Here is an 18,376-nt window from a genome sequence, read left to right on the forward strand (position 1 = left end):
GACAGCACACATCGCGCCCCCTGGCATCCGAGATGCCAGGGGGCGCAGTGCTATTCGGCTCGGGCGGGAGTCGCGCGCAGTGCGGCGACCACTTCCTGAGCGGCGCGCTCCCCGGATGCCACAGCACCTTCCAGATATCCGGTCCAGCGCGGCGCGGTCTCGGTGCCCGCCCAGTGCACCGGCCCGATGGGCTCGGCCGCCGTGGCGAGGATGCCGACATGGCCGGGCCGGGGCAGTGCGGCGTATCCGCCGCCCACGTAATCATCCAGATGCCAGGCTTTTTCGTGCCAGTCGACAGGATGCCGGGTGCGCTCACCGAAATGCTGTGCCAGCGCGCGCAGTATCGTGTCGCGCCGCTCGGCGGGGGCGAGCCGATCCAGTGCGCGAGCCCGCTGTCCCGGTACGAGCACGCAGAGGTGTCCGGGACCGCCCGGCGGTGAACTGTCGAAGGCGGCGGGTGCGGGGCCGCTGAGATCCACGAGTTCCCCGCTGAGCCCGTCATCGCGCCAGAACGGCCGGTCGTACACGGCCACAGCCTTGTAGATCGTTCCCATGAAAGTATTGCGCTGCAGTCGATTCCGGTACTCCGGCAACGGCGGTTCGTGCTGAATGGCGGCAGCGACCGGTGGCGGCACGGTGACGACAACCCGATCCGCGCGCACGATTCCAGCGGGAGACTCGATCGTCACCCCCGCATCGGAGCGGCTGATCGCGGTGACCGGATGCCCGAGCCGCAGCATCGTCCCCAACTCGGCGGCGAGCCGTTCCGCGAGTCCACCGACTCCGCCGGTGACCAGGGATTCCTGTGCACCCCCGGCTGTTCCGAGCAGCACCCGTAACCCGCCCGCCGAGCGGACTCCGGCGATCAAGGCCGCCACGGAGACATCGCCGAGGTCCGCCGCCAGCGCCTCGCCCAGTACGACACCGGCAAGCTCCGGCCCCCGCCGACCAGGCATGCGAGCCAGCCACTGCGCCACCGTGATTCGATCCAACGCCCGATCGATCCGCCCTTCGGTATCAGATCTCAGCTGCCGCAGGGCGGGAAACCTGGGGTGGGTGAGCAGTGCCAGCTGGGTGAAAGTCAGGGCTGCGGCCGCGGTGGTGAGTGAGAGCGGGCGAACCTGGTCCGCGCCGTCCACGAGCGGTGTTCGCCCCGCGGTATGGGTGGGGAAGAGGGCGCTACCGAATTCTTTTGCGAGGGCGATCATTCGCGTGTGGTCGTGGCCGATCCACTGGCCGCCCAGGTCGATCGCGCTGCCGACCGTGGAGTGCACGGTGTGCGCTCGCCCGCCGACCCGGTCGGCCGCTTCGAGTACGAGCACGTCGACGCCATGTGCTCGGAGAGTTCGTGCTGTGGTCAGCCCGGCGAATCCCGCGCCGATCACCGCTACGGTCGTGGTTTCCGCCATGGCAGCCCCTTTGTGCAACAGATGTTGTAAAACAAGTGTTACACAAACGGTAGGCTGCTGCCATGCCCCGTCAGGTCGATACCGCCGCCCGGCTCGCCGAAATTTCCGATGCCGTCGTCTCACTCGCCGTAGACGAGGGGTTTCGGGCGGTGACCATCCGCGCGGTGGCCGCTCGGATCGGCGCGTCCACCTCGGCGGTGACGCACTATGTGGGCAGTCGGGAGGAGCTGATTCGCGGTGTGGTGCGTCGCGAAACCGAGGCGCGGCGCGCCGACGCCGAGGCCGCGGTGGCGCGGGCGGGCGGGGACGCGGGGCTGCGTGCGCTGATCGAATGGGCGGTGCTGGCCCCCGACGAGCGAGCGCACCGCTTCTGGCTGGCACTGGTCCTGGGTGCGCGGACCGAGCCGGAGGTGCGCGCCGAACTCGACGCGTTCAACGACTGGTGGGATACCCGGGTGCGGAAACTGGTGCGGCGGGCGGGAATTCCCGACGTGCAGGCCGCTGTGGACCTGCTCGACGTGGTGGTCGACGGTCTGGTGCTGACCGGATTCGACGAGGGTGAACCGTGGTCGCCCGGCCGCCGCCGGCGGGTGCTGGAGAGCGTATGGCGCACTCTGGGATTCATCGACGGCGAACCGATGGGTGGCTGACGCGCTGGGCGTATCCGGGCGGACCGGCGGGGGCGCAACGAATTTCAGGCGACGCCGAAGATCCGCAGGGCGGTGTCGCGCAGGGCCTGTTCGGCTTTCGGCTGTGTCATCCGGCCCGCGGTCACTTCCTCGCCTGCCGCGTGGCTGACGGCGATCAAAGCGGTGGCGAGCCACTGTGGTGTTGCGGCGCTGGTGAATTCGCCGCTGCGCTGGCCCCGGCGGATGAGCCGCAGGAGGTGGTCGGTGACGGGGTTGTGGAGTTCGCGGCTCGCGTCGGTTTCGGTGGGGGCGATGCGCTGGATGAACGGGTGGGCTTCGAAGGCGCGCCAGCCGATGTCGAGGATGCGCAGCAGGGCCTCGGTGGCGGTGCCCTCGTCGGGGTCGGCGGCGTGCATGGCGGTCACGGTCTGGGCGGTGATGTCTTCGACCACCGCCACGAGGAGTTCGTCGCGGGAGGTGAAGTGCGCGTAGATGGTTTGGCGGGTCACCCCGGCCGCGGCGGCGATGGCGGCGAGCCCGGCGGCGGGTTGTTCGGCGAGCAGCCGGGTGGCGGCATCGAGGATGGCGGCGCGGCTGCGTTCGGCGTCGGCGCGGCGTCGTGGTTCCGATGCGGTCATGGACTAATTCTTACACCCTTGTCAAAGTTGAGCGCACCTGCTTAACCTTGACAGCGTTGTAAGAATTATCTGGCAGGAGAGCCATGACCTCGATCTCGCAACGCACCCCGGAGCGCATCGTCTCCGACTACTACACCGAGTTCACGGCGGCCGCCCTCGCCGAGCACGACAATCCGGAGGCGATGTTCGACCGCTTCCACGCTCCCGACGTCTACCAGGTCAGCGACGGAATCCGGCTCGAGCGCGACCGCCTGATCGCACACCTGAAGTCGGTGCGGAAGAACCTGGTGGACTACCGATTCGACGTGCACGAGGCGATGGCGGACGGTGACCGCATCGCCGCCCGCCTCACCATCCACGCCGGCATGCGCACGGGCGACACCGTCGTCACCGAGGTGCACCTGTTCGCCGAGTTCACCCCCGACGGCCGCCTGCGCCGCTCGCACGGCCTGACCCGCACCGTCACCGCACGCGACTAGGAGTTCCCATGCTCGTTCGACTGGTGCGGTCCGCCGCACTCCTCACCACCGGCCTGCTGGCGGGCGCATTCGGTTACGGCGCAGCCAATCTCATCCCGACCTTCCACCGGGTGCCGTTGCAGATGCGGTTGGACTTCCATTCCGACCTCATGAAGTCCAACAGCATCAGCATGCAGCTCACCATGGCGGCGGCGGCCGTCGCCGGTCTGGCGCTGGCCGTCCTGAGCACCGGCCGTGCTCGCGGGATGGCCGCGGCGGCAACCGGATTGGTCGTGGCGACTTTCGCGATCACCAGGCTCGGCAATGTGCCCATCAATCACCGGATCAATGACTGGGCGGTGTCCGGTGCGCCGGCCGACTACGCCGAGATCCTCACGCGCTGGGATATGTTCCACTACCTGCGCACCGGTACCGCGCTGGCCGCCTTCGCGATCATGATCGCGCTGGCGGTGTTCTCACGCGAGCAGCTGTTCGAGCCGCGCCCGGCAGAACGCCGTGATGTCCATGTCCGGGGGTAGCTGGATCCGATTCGTCATGCGCAGCAGGGGAACCGAGAGCAGCACCACCGCGAGGATCTCGTTGTAGCGCAGGTTGCGGACCGGCGTTCCGGTGCGTAGCTCGTAGTAGTGGATGGTTTCCTCGCGGGTGGGCGTGCCCGGCAGCCGGGGGTTGCCCTGGAAATCGCTGCACGCCCAGTCCAGGAACAGCATCCAGGCCAGGTCGGCTTCGTGGTCGCCGAGATAGGCCATCTCCCAGTCGAGTACGCCGGTGACCCGGAGTCGCTCGTCGTAGAGGATGTTCGACATGCGCGCGTCGCCCCAGCAGAGCCGGACCCGGTCGGGCTCGTACAGATTCTCGCGCAGGTGGGTGACGGCCCGGCGGTAGATGTCCGGCGGAGCGTCTGCGCAGGCCCAGTTCAGGGCCGAGCCCAGATAGTTGACCACCTGCTCGACCGCGCCGGAGCCGTAGCGGGGCAGCGCCAGGAAGTCCAGTCTCAGTGATCGCCAATCGAGTTCGTGGATCTCGGCCATGGTGTCCACGCACGCCCACCACATGCGTGCCCGCTGTTCCGGCGACGCTTCGAAGTAGTTGCCCGCGACGTGATAGGACGGCATATCGCTGGGCGCGTCCCCGGGCAGCCGGTCCATCACGAAATACGGGCTGCCGAGCGCGGATTCGCTGCGATCGAGCCACAGCACGGTGGGTACCGGGATGCCGGTCCGCGCCAGGCGCTGCATGACCAGTACCTGGCGCAGCAGGTCGTAGTCGGGGAACAGGGCGGTTTCGGGTGGCCGCCGCAGCACCAGCGGCAGCACCCCGCTCTCGTCCGAGACGTCGAAAAGGTAGGTCTCGGTGGAGAATCCGCGCGCGGTGCGGGTGAAGCCGTCGATCCGAGCCGCGGGTGAGACCGGAAAGTGCCGCAGCAGTGCGGGTTTGATCCCGTCGGCCAGGCGCTCGGCGGGAAGCCGGGTGCTGCTCATGTCTACCCCGCGAACCCGTAGCGCGCGTTGCGCCCGTAGAACACCATCTCCACCAGGCCGTATCCGATCCGCCCCTGGTGTTCGACCCGGCACAGCGTGCCGCTGAGCGCGCTGACCTTGCGCAGATCGGCGGTGTCGGTGAGGTCGGCGGTGAAGCCGTCGCTCCAGTACGGCCCGCGCCACAGGCCCGAGCCGTAGCCCCGGTACACGTCGTATCCGGCCAGGCCGGGCCAGTAGTTGGTGACCCGGCGCAGCGTGAACTCGCGGTCCTCGCCGTCGGCGCACTGCGCGGTGAACCTGCCGCCCTTGATGATCCGGAAGTCGTCGCGGAACTCCAGCTCGTGCCGGACGTCGAGGATCGGAATCGGTGCGGCCGCGGAGTCGATGGGCGACTGGATGGCTCCTTCGAAGTGCCAGCGGTCCCCGTCGGCCGTCTCGCGTTGCGCGAAATGCACGAGCTGGTCCTCGAATTGGAAGATCCCCATGTAGTAGAGCACGCCGTCGGGGAGTTCGGCGGGCTGCATGCCCTCGCCTTCGGAGAGGCTGCCGCCGCCTCCGCCGTGCCGGGTGCCCCAGGAGTGGTCGCGCCCGAACCACCAGGAGTCCGGGTCGATGTCGATGCGCCTGCCCTCGATTTCGAGCCAGCCGCTGATCCGCCCGTTCTGGTAGTACCGCCGCGCGTCCTCGCGCACTCGCCCGCGACTGCGGAAGAACGCGGGTTCCTGTTCGTAGGCCGGGAATTCGCCTTCGAAGTCGAGGTGCAGCCGGATCCCGTGCTCGTTGTCGTCGAGGGTGGCGCGCACCTTGCGCAGCGGTTCGACGACCTCGTACCGGTAGGGCCCGACCTGCCAGGAGCCCAATCCGTCCTGCTGCCCGGTGATTTCGCGGGACATGCGCACCACGTGGGCGACCTTGTCGTCGATGGTGATCATGGCGTAGGCGTCGATGACATTGCGGTTCGGGTAGCGCGCCAGTCCGGTCATCACATTGACCGAGCCGGTGGTGTCGAACCCGTACAGCACGATGCGTTCGGTCCAGCGCAGATCGCTCTGCTGCACGTGGTCGAAGGTGGTGGACAGCTGATGGCAGAGCAGCTCGTCGTGGGGTGTGAGCATCGGCGCGTACCTCTCGTGAACCGTGCGGGAGCTCCCGCTATTTTCGATACACCATGCAACGTATTGCAATTGGGGCGCGCCGATGCCCGGTTTCGGAAAACCTCCGAAACCCCGTCCCTCAGTCGAGCAACTGCTCGATCCGCGTGGTGCAGAACCCGGTGATATCCATATCGGGCGGCAGCTGCACCCGATTGGCCATGCGCAGCAGCGGAACCGACAGCAGCACGGCCGCGAGGATCTCGTTGTAGCGCAGATTGCGGATGGTCGTGCCGGTGCGCTGCTCGTAGTACGCGATGGTCTCCGCGCGCGTCGGCGTCCCGGGCAGTGCCGGATGCCCCTCGAATTCGCTACTGGCCCAGTCCAGGAACAGCATCCAGGCCAGATCCGCCTCGTGATCGCCCAGATAGGCGATCTCCCAGTCGAGCACCCCGCTGACCTGGAAATCCTTGTCGTACAGGATATTCGACATGCGAGCGTCACCCCAGCAGAGTGTCACCCGTTCCGGCTCGTAGAGGTGGTCGCGCAGATATCCGATGGCCCGCCGATAGGTCGCCGGCACCGCGCCCGCGCATGCCCAGGTGAGCGCGGCATCGAGATAGTTGACCACCTGCTGTACCGGTGCCGTGCCGTGCCGGGGCAGTGCGAGGAAGTCCAGGCGCAGTGCCTTCCAATCCAATTCGTGGATGGCCGCGATGGTGTCCACGCACCCCCACCACATGCGCGCCCGCTGCTCGGGCGTCGCCTCGTAGTAGTTGCCGGCCGAGTGATACGACGGAAAGTCGCCGGGCGCTTCGCCCTCCAGTCGATTCATCACGAAATAGGGGCTGCCCAGCATGGTTTCGCCGCGTTCCAGCCAGGCGACCGAGGCCACCGGGATATCGGTCGCTGCCAGTCGCCGCATGACGAGCACCTGGCGCAGCAGATCGTAGTCCGGGAACAGCGACATCTCCGGCGGCCGTCGCAGCACCAGCGGCAGGCTGCCGTACCGGTCCTCGACCTCGAAGAGATAGGTCTCGGTGGCGAATCCGCGGGTGGTGCGGGCGAAGTCGCGGATCTTCGCGCCGCCCGAGCCCGGAAGGTAGTGCCGCAGTAGCGGTTCCAGGACCTCGGGCAGCAGTTCGGGGGTGGGCCGGGGGATGCTCACGCGCCGTACCCCTGGTAGCCGTAGCGCTCGTTGCGGCCCAGGAACACCATTTCGACCAGCCCGTACCCGACCCGGCCCGCGGATTCGACGCGGCAGAACGTCTCGCTGAGCATGGCGGCCTGCTTCAGGTCCTGGGTGTCGGTGAGATCGGCGGTGAATCCGTCGCTCCAGAACGGTCCCTTCCACAGCCCGGAGGCGTAGCCCCGGTAGTGGTCGTATCCGGCGATACCGGGCCAGAAGTCGGAGACCGGCGTGATGGTGAATTCGCGCTGTTGCCCGTCGGCGCTGCGCACGGTGAAGCTGCCGCCGCTGACGATGCGGAAGTCCTCGCGGAAGGTCAGCTCGTGGGTGGCGTCCACGACCGGCACGATCGCGGCTCCGGAGTCGATGCGCGGCAGCACATTGCCCTCGAAGTGCCAGCGCTGCCCGTCGGCGGTCTCGCGCTGCGCGAAATGCACCAGTTCGTCGTCGAATTCGAAGATGCCCATGTAGTAGAGGACGCCGTCGGGAATCTCGCTGGGCTGCAACCCGTCGCCCTCGGCGAGGCTGCCGCCGCCTCCGCCGTGCCGGGTGCCCCAGGAGTGGTCGCGGCCGAACCACCAGGTGTCGGGGTCGATGTCGATGCGTCGCCCCTCGACCTCGACCCAGCCGGTGACGCGGCCGTTCTGGTAGTAGCGCCGGGCGTCCTCGCGGACCCGCCCGCGGGTGCGGAAGAACGCGGGTTCCTGTTCGTAGGCCGGGAATTCGGCGTCGAAGTCCAGTTGCAGCCGGATCCCGTGCTCGTTGTCGTCGAGGGTGGCGCGCACCTTGCGCAGCGGTTCGACGACCTCGTACCGGTAGGGCCCGACCTGCCAGGAGCCCAATCCGTCGTACCGCCCGCCGATTTCGCGGGACATGCGGATGACGTGCGCCTGCTTGCCGTCGACGGTGATCATGGCGTAGGCATCGGTGACATTGCGGTTCGGGTAGCGCGCCATGCCGGTCATGATGCTGACCGATCCGGTGGTGTCGAAGCCGTACAGCACGACCCGTTCGGTCCAGCGCAGATCGCTCTGCTGCACGTGGTCGAAGGTGGTGGGGAGCTGATGGCAGAGCAGTTCGTCCTGTGGCGTCAACATCGACGGGTACCTCTCGGGTGGTGAATTAGAATACGGGCCGTAGCGTATTTGAAACCTGTGAGCGGGATAGCCTGTTTCCGGAAAGTTCTTCGAAACCGAGGAGATCTGCCGTGGGCGCACCCATCGAGACCCGCACCGGCCCGGGACGGCCGCGCGATCCGCAGCTCGATACCCAGGTGCTGGCCGCGACCCGGGAGCAGCTGATCGAGGCCGGGTATCAGGCCACCACGATCGCCGCGGTGGCCCGCCGGGCCGGGGTGGTCACCACCTCGATCTACCGCCGCTGGCCGAACAAGCGCGCCCTGGTGGAGGATGCCGTCTTCTCCGCGCTGGACACCGCGAACTATCCGCCCGTGTCCGGTGACCTGCGCGCGGATCTGCTGGCCTGGACCCGGCTGTTCCTGGTCGCCTCCGCGCATCCGGCGGCGCGCTCGGCCATTCCGGGCCTGCTCTCGGATTATCACGATGATCAGGAGAGCTACCGGCGGATTCTGGAGCGCGGCGAACAGCCCACGCAGGAGGCGCTACGGGACCTGCTGGCCGAGGCGGCGGCCCACGGGCAGGCCGATCCGGACTGTGATGCCGGGGCGGTCTTCGAACTGCTGCGCGGGGCCACGCTCATTCGTGCGCTGACGCACGGGACCGAGGACGCCGACGTGTTCTGTCGTCAGATCGCGGATGCCCTGCTCGCGGTGGCGACCACCGCGGCGGGGTCCGCGCGATGAGGCGCGCTGTGCGGGGCGCAGCGGTGAAATGGGCTCAGCGGTGAAATGGGCTCAGCGCAATAGGCCGAACCAATAGATCAGGCAGGCCAATACGAAGACGACCACTGTTTCCATCGTCTCTCCCCAATCTCGTTGGCGCACTTACTCTCCATGATGCGCCGCGGGATGGGACCTCGGCCACGATACGGACGAAACAAGATCGCCCGGGGGTAGCCTGGCCTGTGGTCCCCTCCTCCACAGGCCAAGTCTGCAGTTTTGAACCGTCTGGTTGGTTTGCTGGAACTCGACCCGCCACCCCTCGTAGACGGGTCGAGTCCCTGCGGTAGCACCGGTTCCGGGTGGTCCAGATGTTCCGGCGTTGACACACACGATGCTGGGCCGCGCTTGGCGCGGCCTTAACAAGATCTTGTAGCTGTGAAAGACGCTGGAAATCGGCCGGTTTCGCGATCTCACTCCACGATGACGACCACCAGCCGCCGCGGCCCGTGCACACCCTGCACGCGGATCATCTCGATATCCACGGTGGCCGACGGCCCACTGAACCAGGTGTGCGGCTGCTGCGGATCGAGCAGCCCGATGATCTCCGGAATGGAGGAGGCGATCTGCTCGGCGCGCACCACGCAGATATGGCAGTCCGGGACCAGGGTCGGGGCGCGCCGCCCCTGGCCGGGACCGCCGTCGAGCACCACGGTGCCGGAATCGGCCACGGCCGCAGCGCAACCGGTGACGACGGCATCCACAGCATCGAGTTCGGCTGGGGACAGTTGTGGATCATCCGAGAGCACCCGATTCCCCGGCTCGGCGGCCCAGCCCGCCAGCCAGGACGCGGGCACCCCGGCGGGCGCGATCACACTGTGCGCGTCCCGGCCGCGCAGCGCGGCCGCGATGGTGTCCGGGAGCGCGGCGGCGTGCACTCGATGCGACTGCGCGCCATAGTGTTTCAACCGTTCGATGAACAGCGATACCACCGCGTCGTGATCGTGCGGGTCCAAACCCGGTGCGTGGCGCAGGTATTCGCGAGGGACGGTGGTGGTGCGCCGATCGGCGGGCAGATCGGCCAGCGCCTCCCGGACACGGGCGAGCACCGTTTCGCGCGCGGTCATCGCGACCCCCCGTCGGCGTGGAATCCGCCGCTGGTGCGCTTCCACCAGCCCCGGAACGACTCCTTCGGCACCTCCGGTACCACCCGGCTGTCGGTCCATCCCGAAAGCGGCGGCGGCAGATGCTTTTTCGGCGCGACCACGCCTGCGATCCCGGCCGCCCTCACTGCGGCGGCCCACAGCTGCGGGTGGTACATGACGCTCTCCATCGCGTCCAGCGCGGCCTTCTCCGCCCGATGCTTGACCTTGGCCTCGCCTTCGGCGATATCGTGCCGCAGCTCCAGCAGGTTGCCCACGATGTCGATCCGCACCGGGCACACCTCGTTGCAGGCCCCGCACAGCGAGGACGCGTAGGGCAGCGAGGCCGTCTGCGGATCGTCCGCGCCCTTCAGCAGCGGATTCAGGATCGCCCCGATCGGCCCCGGATACACCGAGCCGTAGGTCTGCCCGCCGGTGCGCTCGTACACCGGGCAGATGTTCATGCACGCCCCGCAGCGGATGCAGCGCAGCGCTTCCCGCCCCAGATGATCCGCGAGGGCCCGGCTGCGCCCGTTGTCCACCAGCACCAGATGGAACGCGCGCGGCCCGTCCCGATCGGTGACCCCGGTCCAGCTCGACACGTACGGCGACATGCGCTCCCCGGTGGAGCTGCGCGCCAGCAGTTGCAGGAACACCTCGAGGTCGCGCCAGGTGGGTATCACCTTCTCGATGCCGACCACGGAGATGAGCGTCTCCGGCAGCGTCAGGCACATGCGCCCGTTGCCCTCGGATTCCACCATCACCACGGTGCCGGTCTCGGCCACCAGGAAATTCGCGCCGGTGATGCCGACCCTGGCGGTCAGGAACTTCTCTCGCAGGTGCAGCCGGGCCGCGTCGGCCAGCTCGCCCGGATCATCGCTGAGCCCCTCGGGCGCGGGCCGCCCGTGCTTGCCCATCTCGCGCACGAAGATGTCGCGGATCTGCCCGCGGTTCAAATGCATGGACGGCACCACGATGTGCGAGGGCAGATCGTCCCCGAGCTGCAGGATGATCTCCGCGAGATCCGTTTCGCGCGCGTCGATTCCGGCCGCGGCCAGTGCCTCGTCGAGCCCGATCTCCTCAGTGAGCATGGATTTGGCCTTCACGATCTGTCGTTCGCCGGTGCGCCGCACGAGTTCGGTGACGGTGAGGCAGGCTTCGGCGGCGTCGGTGGCCCAGTGCACCACCCCGCCCGCCTGGGTGACGGTGCGCTCCAGCTGGATCAGATAGGAGTCGAGGTGGTGCAGCACAGTGTCTTTGACGGCGGCGGCGCTGTCGCGCAACTGCTGCCAGTCCGGCCGCTCGTTCACCAGCACATCGCGTTTCCCGCGAATGGTGTGCGTGGCCCGATGCACGTTGGCGCGCAATTGTTCGTCGCGCGTGGACTTCTCGGCCGCTTCCGGGAACGGCGGCCAGCCCACGAAGCTCTTGGTCATGACGCCACCTCCGCCGCGGCCATCGGGATGCCGGGCAGCGGGCCGTCGGCGCGGGTGCGGGCGAGGATCTCCACCAGATGCATGCCGCGCACCGGCGTACCGTCCTTCGCCAGCCGCCCGCCGATATTCATGAGGCACGAATTGTCCACGGCAGTGAGCACATTCGCGCCGGTCTCGCGGACGTGCTCGGCCTTGTCGCCGTTCATGGCCCCGGAGACCGCGGCGTTTTTCACCGCGAACGTGCCGCCGAATCCGCAACACTCCTCCGCGGCGGGCAGTTCCACCAGATCGATGCCCGCCACCGCCCGCAGCAGGCTCATCGGCCGTTCCCCGATGCGCTGCATGCGCAGCGAATGGCAGGTGGGGTGATAGGTCACGCGATGCGGAAAGTACGCTCCCACATCGTTAATCCCGAGATCGTCGGTGATGAACTCGGTGACCTCCCGGATCTTGGGCAGGATGGCCTGGGTGTCCAGCGCCAGTTTTCCGTCCCCGGTCTGCTCGGCCGCTTTCATGTAGAACTCGCGCGGGGCCTGCCCGCAGGAGGCCGACGGCATGATGATCCGGTCGTATTCGCCCAGCACGGCCACGAAATGCCGTGCGAGCTTGGCGGTATCGGCGCGATACCCGGTGTTGCAGTGCATCTGCCCGCAGCAGCTCTGCGCCATCGGGAATTCCACGTCGACGCCGAGTCTGCGCAGCAGCCGCACCGTCGCTTGCCCGGTGCCCGGGAAGAGCACGTCATTGATACAGGTGACGAACAGTGCGGTGCGCATGCGGCCCCTTAGTGTTTGATGCCCTCCGCTTCGCTACGGGCGCGTCAATTCGGTATTTGGCGGCCAACTTTCAGGGTATAGGCCAGTGCGGCCGCCGCGGTGAGAGCGAGCAGGAGATAGCCGAGCGTGTAGTCGCCGCGCGAGCTGTAGACCAGGCCCATGACGAGCGGCGGGAAGTAGCCGCCGAGTCCGCCGGCCGCGCCGACGAGACCGGTGACCGTGCCGACGCGGGCGGGTTCCACCAGCTTGGCGATGAGGGCGAAGACGCCGCCGGTGCCGAGGCCGAGGAAGAAAGCCATGAGTACCAGGCTGATTCCGGCCGGGAATTCGGCGGGCGGTTCGAAGCCGAGCACCACGGCCATGAGGGCGGTGCCCGCGAAGGCGATGGTGAGCACCCGCACCGGGCCGATCTTGTCGGACAGGATGCCGCCGATGGGCCGGGCGAGCACGCCCGCGATGGAGAAGCCCGCGGTGCGCAGTCCGGCGTCGGACTGCGCGAATTCGTAGACGTTGCGCAGCACGGTGGGCAGGTAGGTGGAGAAGGCGACGAAGCCGCCGAAGGCGACCGCGTACAGCAGCGACCCCTGCCAGGTGGCCTTGAGTTTCAGCGCGTCCTTGATGCGCGGCAGCGCCGGTTCGGTAGCGGGGGTCCAGCCGGGTGCGTTGCGCGCGAACATGTACACGACCACGCCCACGATCGCGAGCGCCACGGCCATGAGGATATGGGTCTGCGCGCGCCCGAGGTGGTCCACGAGTCGCGGGGTGAGCAGTGCGGACAGTGCGGTGCCGCCCATGCCCGCGCCGAAGACGCCGGTGGCGAAGCCGCGCTTGGCGGGTTCGTACCAGCCGTTCACGAACGGGATGCCGACCGCGAAGGAGGTGCCCGCGATGCCCAGGAAGAAGCCCCAGAAGATCAGCGCGCCAAAGGAATTCGACCAGCCGACCATCAGTGTCGGGATGATCGAGAGGAAGCAGATGACGGCGAACATGAGCCGTCCGCCGAATTTGTCGGTGAGCACGCCGGCCGGGATGCGGCCGAGCGAGCCGACCAGGACCGGGGTGGCGATGAGCAGGGAGGCCTGTCCGGGGGAGAGGTTCAGGTCATCGGTGTAGCTACTCGATAGCGGACCGATGAGGTTCCACGCCCAGAAGGTGAGCGCGAAGGCCAGTGTAGCGAGCGTCAGATTTCTCGCATTCATCCCTTTTGTCTAACAGATGAGCAGGTAGAAGGCGCTAAATTGGGCCAATTCGGCGCGCCTTGCGAGCCTGCGGGAGATTGCCCCTCCACCGTGTCTGCTGTCAGATTGCGGAGGAATTCCGAGGAGGAGCATGTGAAGGTGTGGCGATCCCGCCGGTGCCGTGCGGCCCTGCTGCCGGCCCTGCTGGGTGCGATCGCGGTGTGCCCGATTCCAGCCCAGGCCGAACCCCTGTCCGACCTACCCCTGATCATCGATGTCAGCACCCCGCCGGACGGCCTGTGCGAGGGCCCGCTACGCGGCACCACCGCGGTCTGGTACCCGGCCGGCGTGCCCGCGCAGGCCGAGGTGGAGTGGCGGATACTGGCCGGTGAGCAGCCGATTCGGTCCGGGATCACACCGGTCACCACCGATGTGGTGACCGTCGGGTTCGACCTACGCCAGGACGAGCTACCCGCGGACGGCCTGCTACGCGTGGACGCCCGCTCCCGAGTGCCCGGCGGCACGGTCGGCGAGTTCGGCCGGGCCTGGAAATTCCGGGTGAGCCGGGATTGCCGCCCGCTGCACGTGGTGTCGGTCGGCGACTCGGTGCTGTGGGGTCAGCGGCTCGACGACGACCGCAGTTTCGCCCAGCTGACCGCCGAGGCCCTGGGCGAGCAAACCGGCCGCGGCGCGCAGGTGCACGACTACTCGGTGGCCGGCGCGGTCCTGGACGCTCCCGGCCTGCCCGCCGCCAATGACGACACGCGCTGCCCGGCCGCTGCGGCCCCGGCCGACGGCGAGGACCTCACCGATCCGAGCGCGCTCGCCGACCGCACCCCGGATGTGTTCTGCCAGCTGGCACAGGCCGCCACCGAGGCCGAACACGGCGGCTACCCCATCGATCTGGTGCTCATGAACGGCTGCATCAACGATCTGGACCCCTTCCTGGGCATCCCCGTCGGCGTCACTCCCGGCACCGCCGAGCTGTCGGAGGCCGTGCGGCGGGAGTGCGCGGGCATCGGGGCCGAACCGGAGAATCCGGCGGCGAACGTGCCGTACTTCAGCAGCGCCAAATCCGGCTATGGCGGCCGCGGCATCCAAGCCGCCATCGAGCGGGCGCACGCCCTCGCCGGGGGTCCGAAAGTACTGGTGGCCAACTACTTCGACGGATCCGACGTGGAGGGTATGCCGGACGGGCTGCGCCAGCGCTGGTCGGAGTTCGTGCGGGTCTCGGCGGAGGTGTTCCGGCAGGCCGCGACCCAGGCCAACGCGGTCGCCGGAACCGCCTACGCCGTTTCCGCCGACGGCCTGTTCGATCAGGGCGCGAGCGGGAAGCCGGTCTCCTGGATGCATCCGCTCGGCGACGAGACCTCCTCGCTGCGCGTGCTCACCTGCGGGCACGCGGCCACGGTGCGAGCCCAGTGCCACGGCGTCACGGGGGAACCGCCGAATGCCCGGGAGGCCGAGCGCTTCGCCGATACCTTCCTGCTGAATCCGGTCGTCCGCGAGTGGTTCGGCGACGGCGGCTCCCCGGGGACGGGTTTCACCGCCTCCCGCACCACGGGTCCGTCCGGGCTGACGGTGCATTTCGACGCCTCGCAGGCGGGCGGCGGCATTCGGGAATACGAGTGGTTCTTCGGTGACGGCGGGCATCTGGCCGCCTCCGGCCCGCACGCCTCGCACACCTACACGGCCGGTGGCCCGCATCTGCCGCGTCTGCTGGTCACGGATATGACCGGCCATCGCCGCCTGTACGAGCTGGACCACCCGGTCATGATCGGCTGATATCGGCCACAACGAGATCCGCCCCCGGTCGAAGGATTCGGCCGGGGGCGGCGACGGTGCCCGGGGTGGCAAGGGAAGTTGGAGCTGGCCCGGACACCGTGGTTCTCGCGACGTGACAACTGATTTCGTGCGTTGGGGGTAACTCACCGGGTACGACCGAAATAGGTTGTGCACGATACCGCCGGCACGCGTGCACAACCGGTGACGGCGCTCAGCTGGGCGCTAAAGGCTCGGAGAGGCGGACAAGAACTCGGCGCACTTCTCGCCGATCAGGTAGCTCGGCGCGTTGGTGTTGCCGCCGGTGATGCTCGGCATGATGGACGCGTCCGCGACGCGCAGGCCCTCGATGCCGTTCACCTTCAGCGTCGGATCCACCACGGAGCGCTCGTCGGTGCCCATGCGGCAGGTGCCGACCGGGTGGTAGATGGAGTGCACGCGGTTGGGCAGCTCCCGCCGCAGCGCGGTCTCGTCGCTGTAATCGGTTCCGGGGAAGAAGTTTTCGATGACATCGCCCGCGATGCTCTTGTGCGCCATGACTTCCCGGATCATCTTGATGCCCTCGACCAGGAATTCGGTATCCCACGGGTCGGTGAGGTAGCCCGGGTCGATGAGCGGCGAGGCGAACGGGTCGGCCGAGGCCAGCCGCAGTTCGCCGCGGCTCTTCGGGTAGATGAGCGAGGGCATGATGGTGAGCGCGGGCCGCCGGTCCACCAGGTGCAGCTTGTCGGCGTCCTGGTTGGGCGTCGGGTAGCTCCACGGCAGGGTGTGGATCTGCATGTCGGGGTGTGCGCCCTCGGCGAACTTGGTCTTGACGAAGCCCGCGGCCTCGAAGACCGTGCGGCCCATCCACGAGCTGCCCGGGTTGCGCAGCTCACGCAGGATGCCGCGCGCGAAGTAGGTCGGGATGCCGCGGTGGATGGCCTTCTTCGACACGAAGGTCATGGGCACGAAAAGATGATCGTGCAGGTTCTGGCCGACCGGCAGATCCGCGTGCACGTCCAGGCCGAGTTCGCGCAGGTGCGCGGCCGGGCCGATGCCCGAGAGCATGAGGATCTGCGGCGAGCCGACGACACCGCCGGAGACGATGACCTCCTTGGCGGCGCGAATGATCCGGCGGCCGCCCTTCTCCGCGATCTCGACGCCGGTGGCCCGGCCCTTCTCGATCACCACGCGGGTGACGTGCGCGTTGGTCAGCACCTTCAGGCCCGAGTTCGGGCGCTCGGTGATGAAGGCGCGGGAAGAGCTGTAGCGCAGCCCGTTTCGCACGCTCTGCTGGAAGACGGAGATGCCCTCCTGCGATTCGCCGTTGTAGTCGTCGATGATCGGCGTGCCGAGCACCTCGGAGGCGGTCTTCATGAACTGCTGGGTGATCGGCGTCAGTTCCTGCTGCCGGGTCACCTGCACCGGGCCGCCCGCGCCGCGGTATTCGCTGGCGCCGCCCTCCCAGTTCTCCAGGTTCTTGTAGGAGGGCAGGACGTCGTCGTAGCTCCAGCCCTTGCAGCCCTCGGCGGCCCAGGAGTCGAAGTTGGCGCGGTTGCCGCGCACGTAGAGCATGCCGTTGACGGAGCTGGAGCCGCCGAGCACCTTGCCGCGCGTCATGGGGATGAGGCGGTCGTTGGCGTGCTTCTGCGGGGTGGAGAACTGCTTCCAGGTCACGCGCTTCTTCAGCTGCGGGACCGTGTGCACCATGGTGATCATGCCGGGGCTGGTGACCAGTCGCGTGTCGTCCTTGCGCCCGGCTTCCAACAGGATGACGCTCGCGCCGCGCTCGGCGAGGCGGCCCGCCACCACGGCCCCGGCGCTACCCGCGCCTACGACGACGTAATCGGCTTCGGTTGCGGCGTCCGCGGAGCGCGGCGAAGCGGTCATGTTCGTTACCTATCCTCTGGTGTGCCTGGAGTCACTGTAGAACAAGTTCTAGTCTGTGCACACTAGGGATGTCCCGCCGGAGTATCAAGATCGACTTAAGCGCACCGTTTCGAAACCGTGGTCCCGCACGTCGCGGCGTGGTTGAATCGACGTGAAACACGTTCCAGATCCGTGATCACAGCGGCTGTCTGCCCCAGGAGGAACAGTGTCTGTTCCGTCACTGCCCACCGGATTCGATTTCACAGACGCGGCCCTGTGGGCGCAGCGCAGCCCGGTCGAGGAATTCGCCGCCCTGCGCCGCACCGCACCCGTCTGGTGGAATGCGCAGACGCCCGAACAGGCCGCGCCCTTCACCGACGGCGGATACTGGGCGATCACCAGACACGAAGACGTGAAAGAGGTTTCGCGGCGAGCCGACCTCTGGTCCTCGCACGCCAAAGGCTCCATCATCCGAATGCGCAGCGACGCCACCGCCGAACAGCTGGAGCTGACCCGCGACGCGCTGCTGGTGAATATGGATCCGCCCAAGCACACCAAGGTGCGCCGCATCGTCTCCAAGGGATTCACGCCGCGCGCGGTCGAGGGGCTGCGCAAGGCGCTCACCGAACGCGCCGCCGCCATTGTCGCCGAGGCGAAAGCGAGCGGCGGCGGGGATTTCGTGCAGCAGGTGGCCTGCGAATTACCGCTGCAGGCCATCGCGGAACTGCTCGGCGTGCCGCAGGACGACCGGCACAAACTCTTCAACTGGTCGAATCAGCTGCTCAACTACGATGATCCGGAATTCGGCGACTCCATGCAGGCCAATGTCGAATTGCTCGGCTACGCCTACAACATGGCCGAGCAGCGGCGGGCCTGCCCGGTCGACGATATCGTCACCCAGCTGGTCACCGCCGATATCGACGGGGAGGCCCTGGGTTCCGACGAATTCGGGTTCTTCGTCATCCTGCTGGCGGTCGCCGGCAACGAGACCACGCGCAATGCCATCACGCACGGCATGAAAGCCTTCGTCGACAATCCGGAGCAGTGGGAGCTGTATCGGGACCGGCGGCCGCGCACCGCGCCCGACGAGATCGTGCGGTGGGCCACGCCGGTCACGGCATTTCAGCGAACGGCCATGGCGGACACCGAACTCGGCGGGCAGGCCATTGCCGCGGGCGACCGGGTAGGGCTGTTCTACTGTTCCGCCAATTTCGACGAGACGGTGTTCGACGATCCGTTCCGATTCGATGTGCTGCGTGATCCCAATCCGCACGTCGGGTTCGGCGGTACCGGCAATCACTTCTGTGTGGGCGCGAACCTGGCGCGGCTGGAAATCGACCTCATGTTCAACGCCATCGCCGATGCCATGCCGACACTCACCGAGGTCGCGCCGCCGGAGCGGTTGCGGCACGGCTGGATCAACGGGATCAAACACTGGCAGGTGCGGTACAGCTGATCCGGAAGCCGGCACGAACTCGTTCTACTATCCGTAGGGTG

At 67.8% G+C, this 18,376-nt stretch carries 17 protein-coding genes; 6 read left to right on the forward strand and 11 right to left on the reverse strand.

Annotated elements, in window-relative coordinates; all coding sequences use genetic code 11:
* Window positions 1-50: 50 nt before the first annotated feature.
* The gene (locus tag JK358_RS03975; RefSeq protein ID WP_201943549.1) at window positions 51-1,409 is read right to left on the reverse strand and encodes a flavin monoamine oxidase family protein; all 1,359 of its coding nucleotides are present in this window, start codon (window positions 1,407-1,409) and stop codon (window positions 51-53) included.
* Window positions 1,410-1,471: 62 nt separating this feature from the next.
* Between JK358_RS03975 and JK358_RS03980 the strand changes: the two genes are divergently transcribed.
* The gene (locus tag JK358_RS03980; protein WP_201943550.1) at window positions 1,472-2,059 is read left to right on the forward strand and encodes a TetR/AcrR family transcriptional regulator; all 588 of its coding nucleotides are present in this window, start codon (window positions 1,472-1,474) and stop codon (window positions 2,057-2,059) included.
* A gap of 44 nt (window positions 2,060-2,103) precedes the next feature.
* Here the strand turns inward: JK358_RS03980 and JK358_RS03985 are convergent, their stop codons facing one another.
* On the reverse strand, window positions 2,104-2,676 hold the full coding sequence (locus tag JK358_RS03985) for a TetR/AcrR family transcriptional regulator (protein WP_201943552.1): 573 nt from the start codon (window positions 2,674-2,676) through the stop codon (window positions 2,104-2,106).
* Window positions 2,677-2,759: 83 nt separating this feature from the next.
* On the opposite strand from JK358_RS03985, the gene JK358_RS03990 reads away from it, so the two are divergent.
* Together JK358_RS03990 and JK358_RS03995 are read left to right on the forward strand one after the other, a co-directional pair.
* The gene (locus tag JK358_RS03990) at window positions 2,760-3,155 is read left to right on the forward strand and encodes a nuclear transport factor 2 family protein (protein WP_201943554.1); all 396 of its coding nucleotides are present in this window, start codon (window positions 2,760-2,762) and stop codon (window positions 3,153-3,155) included.
* An 8-nt stretch (window positions 3,156-3,163) separates the two neighbouring features.
* Complete coding sequence (locus tag JK358_RS03995; protein WP_201943556.1) at window positions 3,164-3,673, forward strand: anthrone oxygenase family protein; 510 nt, start codon at window positions 3,164-3,166, stop codon at window positions 3,671-3,673.
* Here JK358_RS03995 and JK358_RS04000 read toward each other — a convergent pair.
* The 4 genes from JK358_RS04000 to JK358_RS04015 form a co-directional block, all read right to left on the reverse strand.
* A complete protein-coding gene (locus JK358_RS04000) occupies window positions 3,611-4,636 on the reverse strand; it encodes a phosphotransferase family protein (protein WP_201943558.1) in 1,026 nt (341 codons plus the stop codon). The genes JK358_RS03995 and JK358_RS04000 overlap by 63 nt on opposite strands.
* Before the next feature lie 2 nt (window positions 4,637-4,638).
* The gene (locus JK358_RS04005) at window positions 4,639-5,751 is read right to left on the reverse strand and encodes an Rv3169 family protein (protein WP_201943560.1); all 1,113 of its coding nucleotides are present in this window, start codon (window positions 5,749-5,751) and stop codon (window positions 4,639-4,641) included.
* 118 nt (window positions 5,752-5,869) lie between these two features.
* Window positions 5,870-6,895: a phosphotransferase family protein gene (locus JK358_RS04010; RefSeq protein ID WP_307817275.1), complete on the reverse strand. Its 1,026-nt coding sequence runs from the start codon at window positions 6,893-6,895 to the stop codon at window positions 5,870-5,872.
* Window positions 6,892-8,013, reverse strand: a complete 1,122-nt coding sequence (locus tag JK358_RS04015; protein ID WP_201943562.1) for an Rv3169 family protein — start codon at window positions 8,011-8,013, stop codon at window positions 6,892-6,894. The genes JK358_RS04010 and JK358_RS04015 overlap by 4 nt, the downstream gene beginning before the upstream one ends.
* 110 nt (window positions 8,014-8,123) lie before the next feature.
* On the opposite strand from JK358_RS04015, the gene JK358_RS04020 reads away from it, so the two are divergent.
* Window positions 8,124-8,738, forward strand: coding sequence for a TetR/AcrR family transcriptional regulator (locus JK358_RS04020; protein ID WP_307817276.1), 615 nt, complete (start codon window positions 8,124-8,126; stop codon window positions 8,736-8,738).
* Between the two features lie 449 nt (window positions 8,739-9,187).
* Here JK358_RS04020 and JK358_RS04025 read toward each other — a convergent pair whose 3' ends face one another.
* Genes JK358_RS04025 through JK358_RS04040 form a run of 4 tightly spaced genes read right to left on the reverse strand, consistent with a single transcriptional unit; the run spans window position 9,188 to window position 13,267 of the window.
* The gene (locus tag JK358_RS04025) at window positions 9,188-9,841 is read right to left on the reverse strand and encodes a LutC/YkgG family protein (RefSeq protein ID WP_201943571.1); all 654 of its coding nucleotides are present in this window, start codon (window positions 9,839-9,841) and stop codon (window positions 9,188-9,190) included.
* On the reverse strand, window positions 9,838-11,292 hold the full coding sequence (locus JK358_RS04030; protein WP_201943574.1) for a LutB/LldF family L-lactate oxidation iron-sulfur protein: 1,455 nt from the start codon (window positions 11,290-11,292) through the stop codon (window positions 9,838-9,840). Before JK358_RS04030 ends, JK358_RS04025 begins: the two co-directional genes overlap by 4 nt.
* On the reverse strand, window positions 11,289-12,068 hold the full coding sequence (locus tag JK358_RS04035; RefSeq protein ID WP_201943576.1) for a (Fe-S)-binding protein: 780 nt from the start codon (window positions 12,066-12,068) through the stop codon (window positions 11,289-11,291). The genes JK358_RS04030 and JK358_RS04035 overlap by 4 nt, the downstream gene beginning before the upstream one ends.
* Window positions 12,069-12,112: 44 nt before the next feature.
* Entirely contained in the window at window positions 12,113-13,267 is a 1,155-nt protein-coding gene (locus tag JK358_RS04040) for an MFS transporter (RefSeq protein WP_201943578.1), read from the reverse strand.
* 132 nt (window positions 13,268-13,399) lie between these two features.
* On the opposite strand from JK358_RS04040, the gene JK358_RS40260 reads away from it, so the two are divergent.
* Window positions 13,400-15,031 carry a PKD domain-containing protein gene (locus tag JK358_RS40260; RefSeq protein ID WP_201943580.1) on the forward strand — a complete coding sequence of 544 codons (1,632 nt, stop codon included), beginning with the start codon at window positions 13,400-13,402 and terminating at the stop codon, window positions 15,029-15,031.
* Between the two features lie 222 nt (window positions 15,032-15,253).
* Here the strand turns inward: JK358_RS40260 and JK358_RS04050 are convergent, their stop codons facing one another.
* The gene (locus tag JK358_RS04050; protein WP_201943582.1) at window positions 15,254-16,900 is read right to left on the reverse strand and encodes a GMC family oxidoreductase; all 1,647 of its coding nucleotides are present in this window, start codon (window positions 16,898-16,900) and stop codon (window positions 15,254-15,256) included.
* A 205-nt stretch (window positions 16,901-17,105) separates the two neighbouring features.
* Here JK358_RS04050 and JK358_RS04055 point away from each other — a divergent pair, with 205 nt between their 5' ends.
* Window positions 17,106-18,335 carry a cytochrome P450 gene (locus JK358_RS04055; protein ID WP_201943584.1) on the forward strand — a complete coding sequence of 410 codons (1,230 nt, stop codon included), beginning with the start codon at window positions 17,106-17,108 and terminating at the stop codon, window positions 18,333-18,335.
* The last annotated feature ends 41 nt before the right edge of the window (window positions 18,336-18,376 follow it).

The sequence above is a fragment of the Nocardia acididurans genome (assembly GCF_016741815.1).
GTDB lineage: Bacteria > Actinomycetota > Actinomycetes > Mycobacteriales > Mycobacteriaceae > Nocardia > Nocardia acididurans.

What these genes read in the sequence shown, in the direction of transcription:
- JK358_RS03975 (WP_201943549.1), bottom strand. Translation starts at nt 1,409, where the DNA reads ATGGCGGAAACCACGACCGTAGCGGTGATCGGCGCGGGATTCGCCGGG.
- JK358_RS03980 (WP_201943550.1), top strand. Translation starts at nt 1,472, where the DNA reads ATGCCCCGTCAGGTCGATACCGCCGCCCGGCTCGCCGAAATTTCCGAT.
- JK358_RS03985 (WP_201943552.1), bottom strand. Translation starts at nt 2,676, where the DNA reads ATGACCGCATCGGAACCACGACGCCGCGCCGACGCCGAACGCAGCCGC.
- JK358_RS03990 (WP_201943554.1), top strand. Translation starts at nt 2,760, where the DNA reads ATGACCTCGATCTCGCAACGCACCCCGGAGCGCATCGTCTCCGACTAC.
- JK358_RS03995 (WP_201943556.1), top strand. Translation starts at nt 3,164, where the DNA reads ATGCTCGTTCGACTGGTGCGGTCCGCCGCACTCCTCACCACCGGCCTG.
- JK358_RS04000 (WP_201943558.1), bottom strand. Translation starts at nt 4,636, where the DNA reads ATGAGCAGCACCCGGCTTCCCGCCGAGCGCCTGGCCGACGGGATCAAA.
- JK358_RS04005 (WP_201943560.1), bottom strand. Translation starts at nt 5,751, where the DNA reads ATGCTCACACCCCACGACGAGCTGCTCTGCCATCAGCTGTCCACCACC.
- JK358_RS04015 (WP_201943562.1), bottom strand. Translation starts at nt 8,013, where the DNA reads ATGTTGACGCCACAGGACGAACTGCTCTGCCATCAGCTCCCCACCACC.
- JK358_RS04025 (WP_201943571.1), bottom strand. Translation starts at nt 9,841, where the DNA reads ATGACCGCGCGCGAAACGGTGCTCGCCCGTGTCCGGGAGGCGCTGGCC.
- JK358_RS04030 (WP_201943574.1), bottom strand. Translation starts at nt 11,292, where the DNA reads ATGACCAAGAGCTTCGTGGGCTGGCCGCCGTTCCCGGAAGCGGCCGAG.
- JK358_RS04035 (WP_201943576.1), bottom strand. Translation starts at nt 12,068, where the DNA reads ATGCGCACCGCACTGTTCGTCACCTGTATCAATGACGTGCTCTTCCCG.
- JK358_RS04040 (WP_201943578.1), bottom strand. Translation starts at nt 13,267, where the DNA reads ATGAATGCGAGAAATCTGACGCTCGCTACACTGGCCTTCGCGCTCACC.
- JK358_RS04050 (WP_201943582.1), bottom strand. Translation starts at nt 16,900, where the DNA reads ATGACCGCTTCGCCGCGCTCCGCGGACGCCGCAACCGAAGCCGATTAC.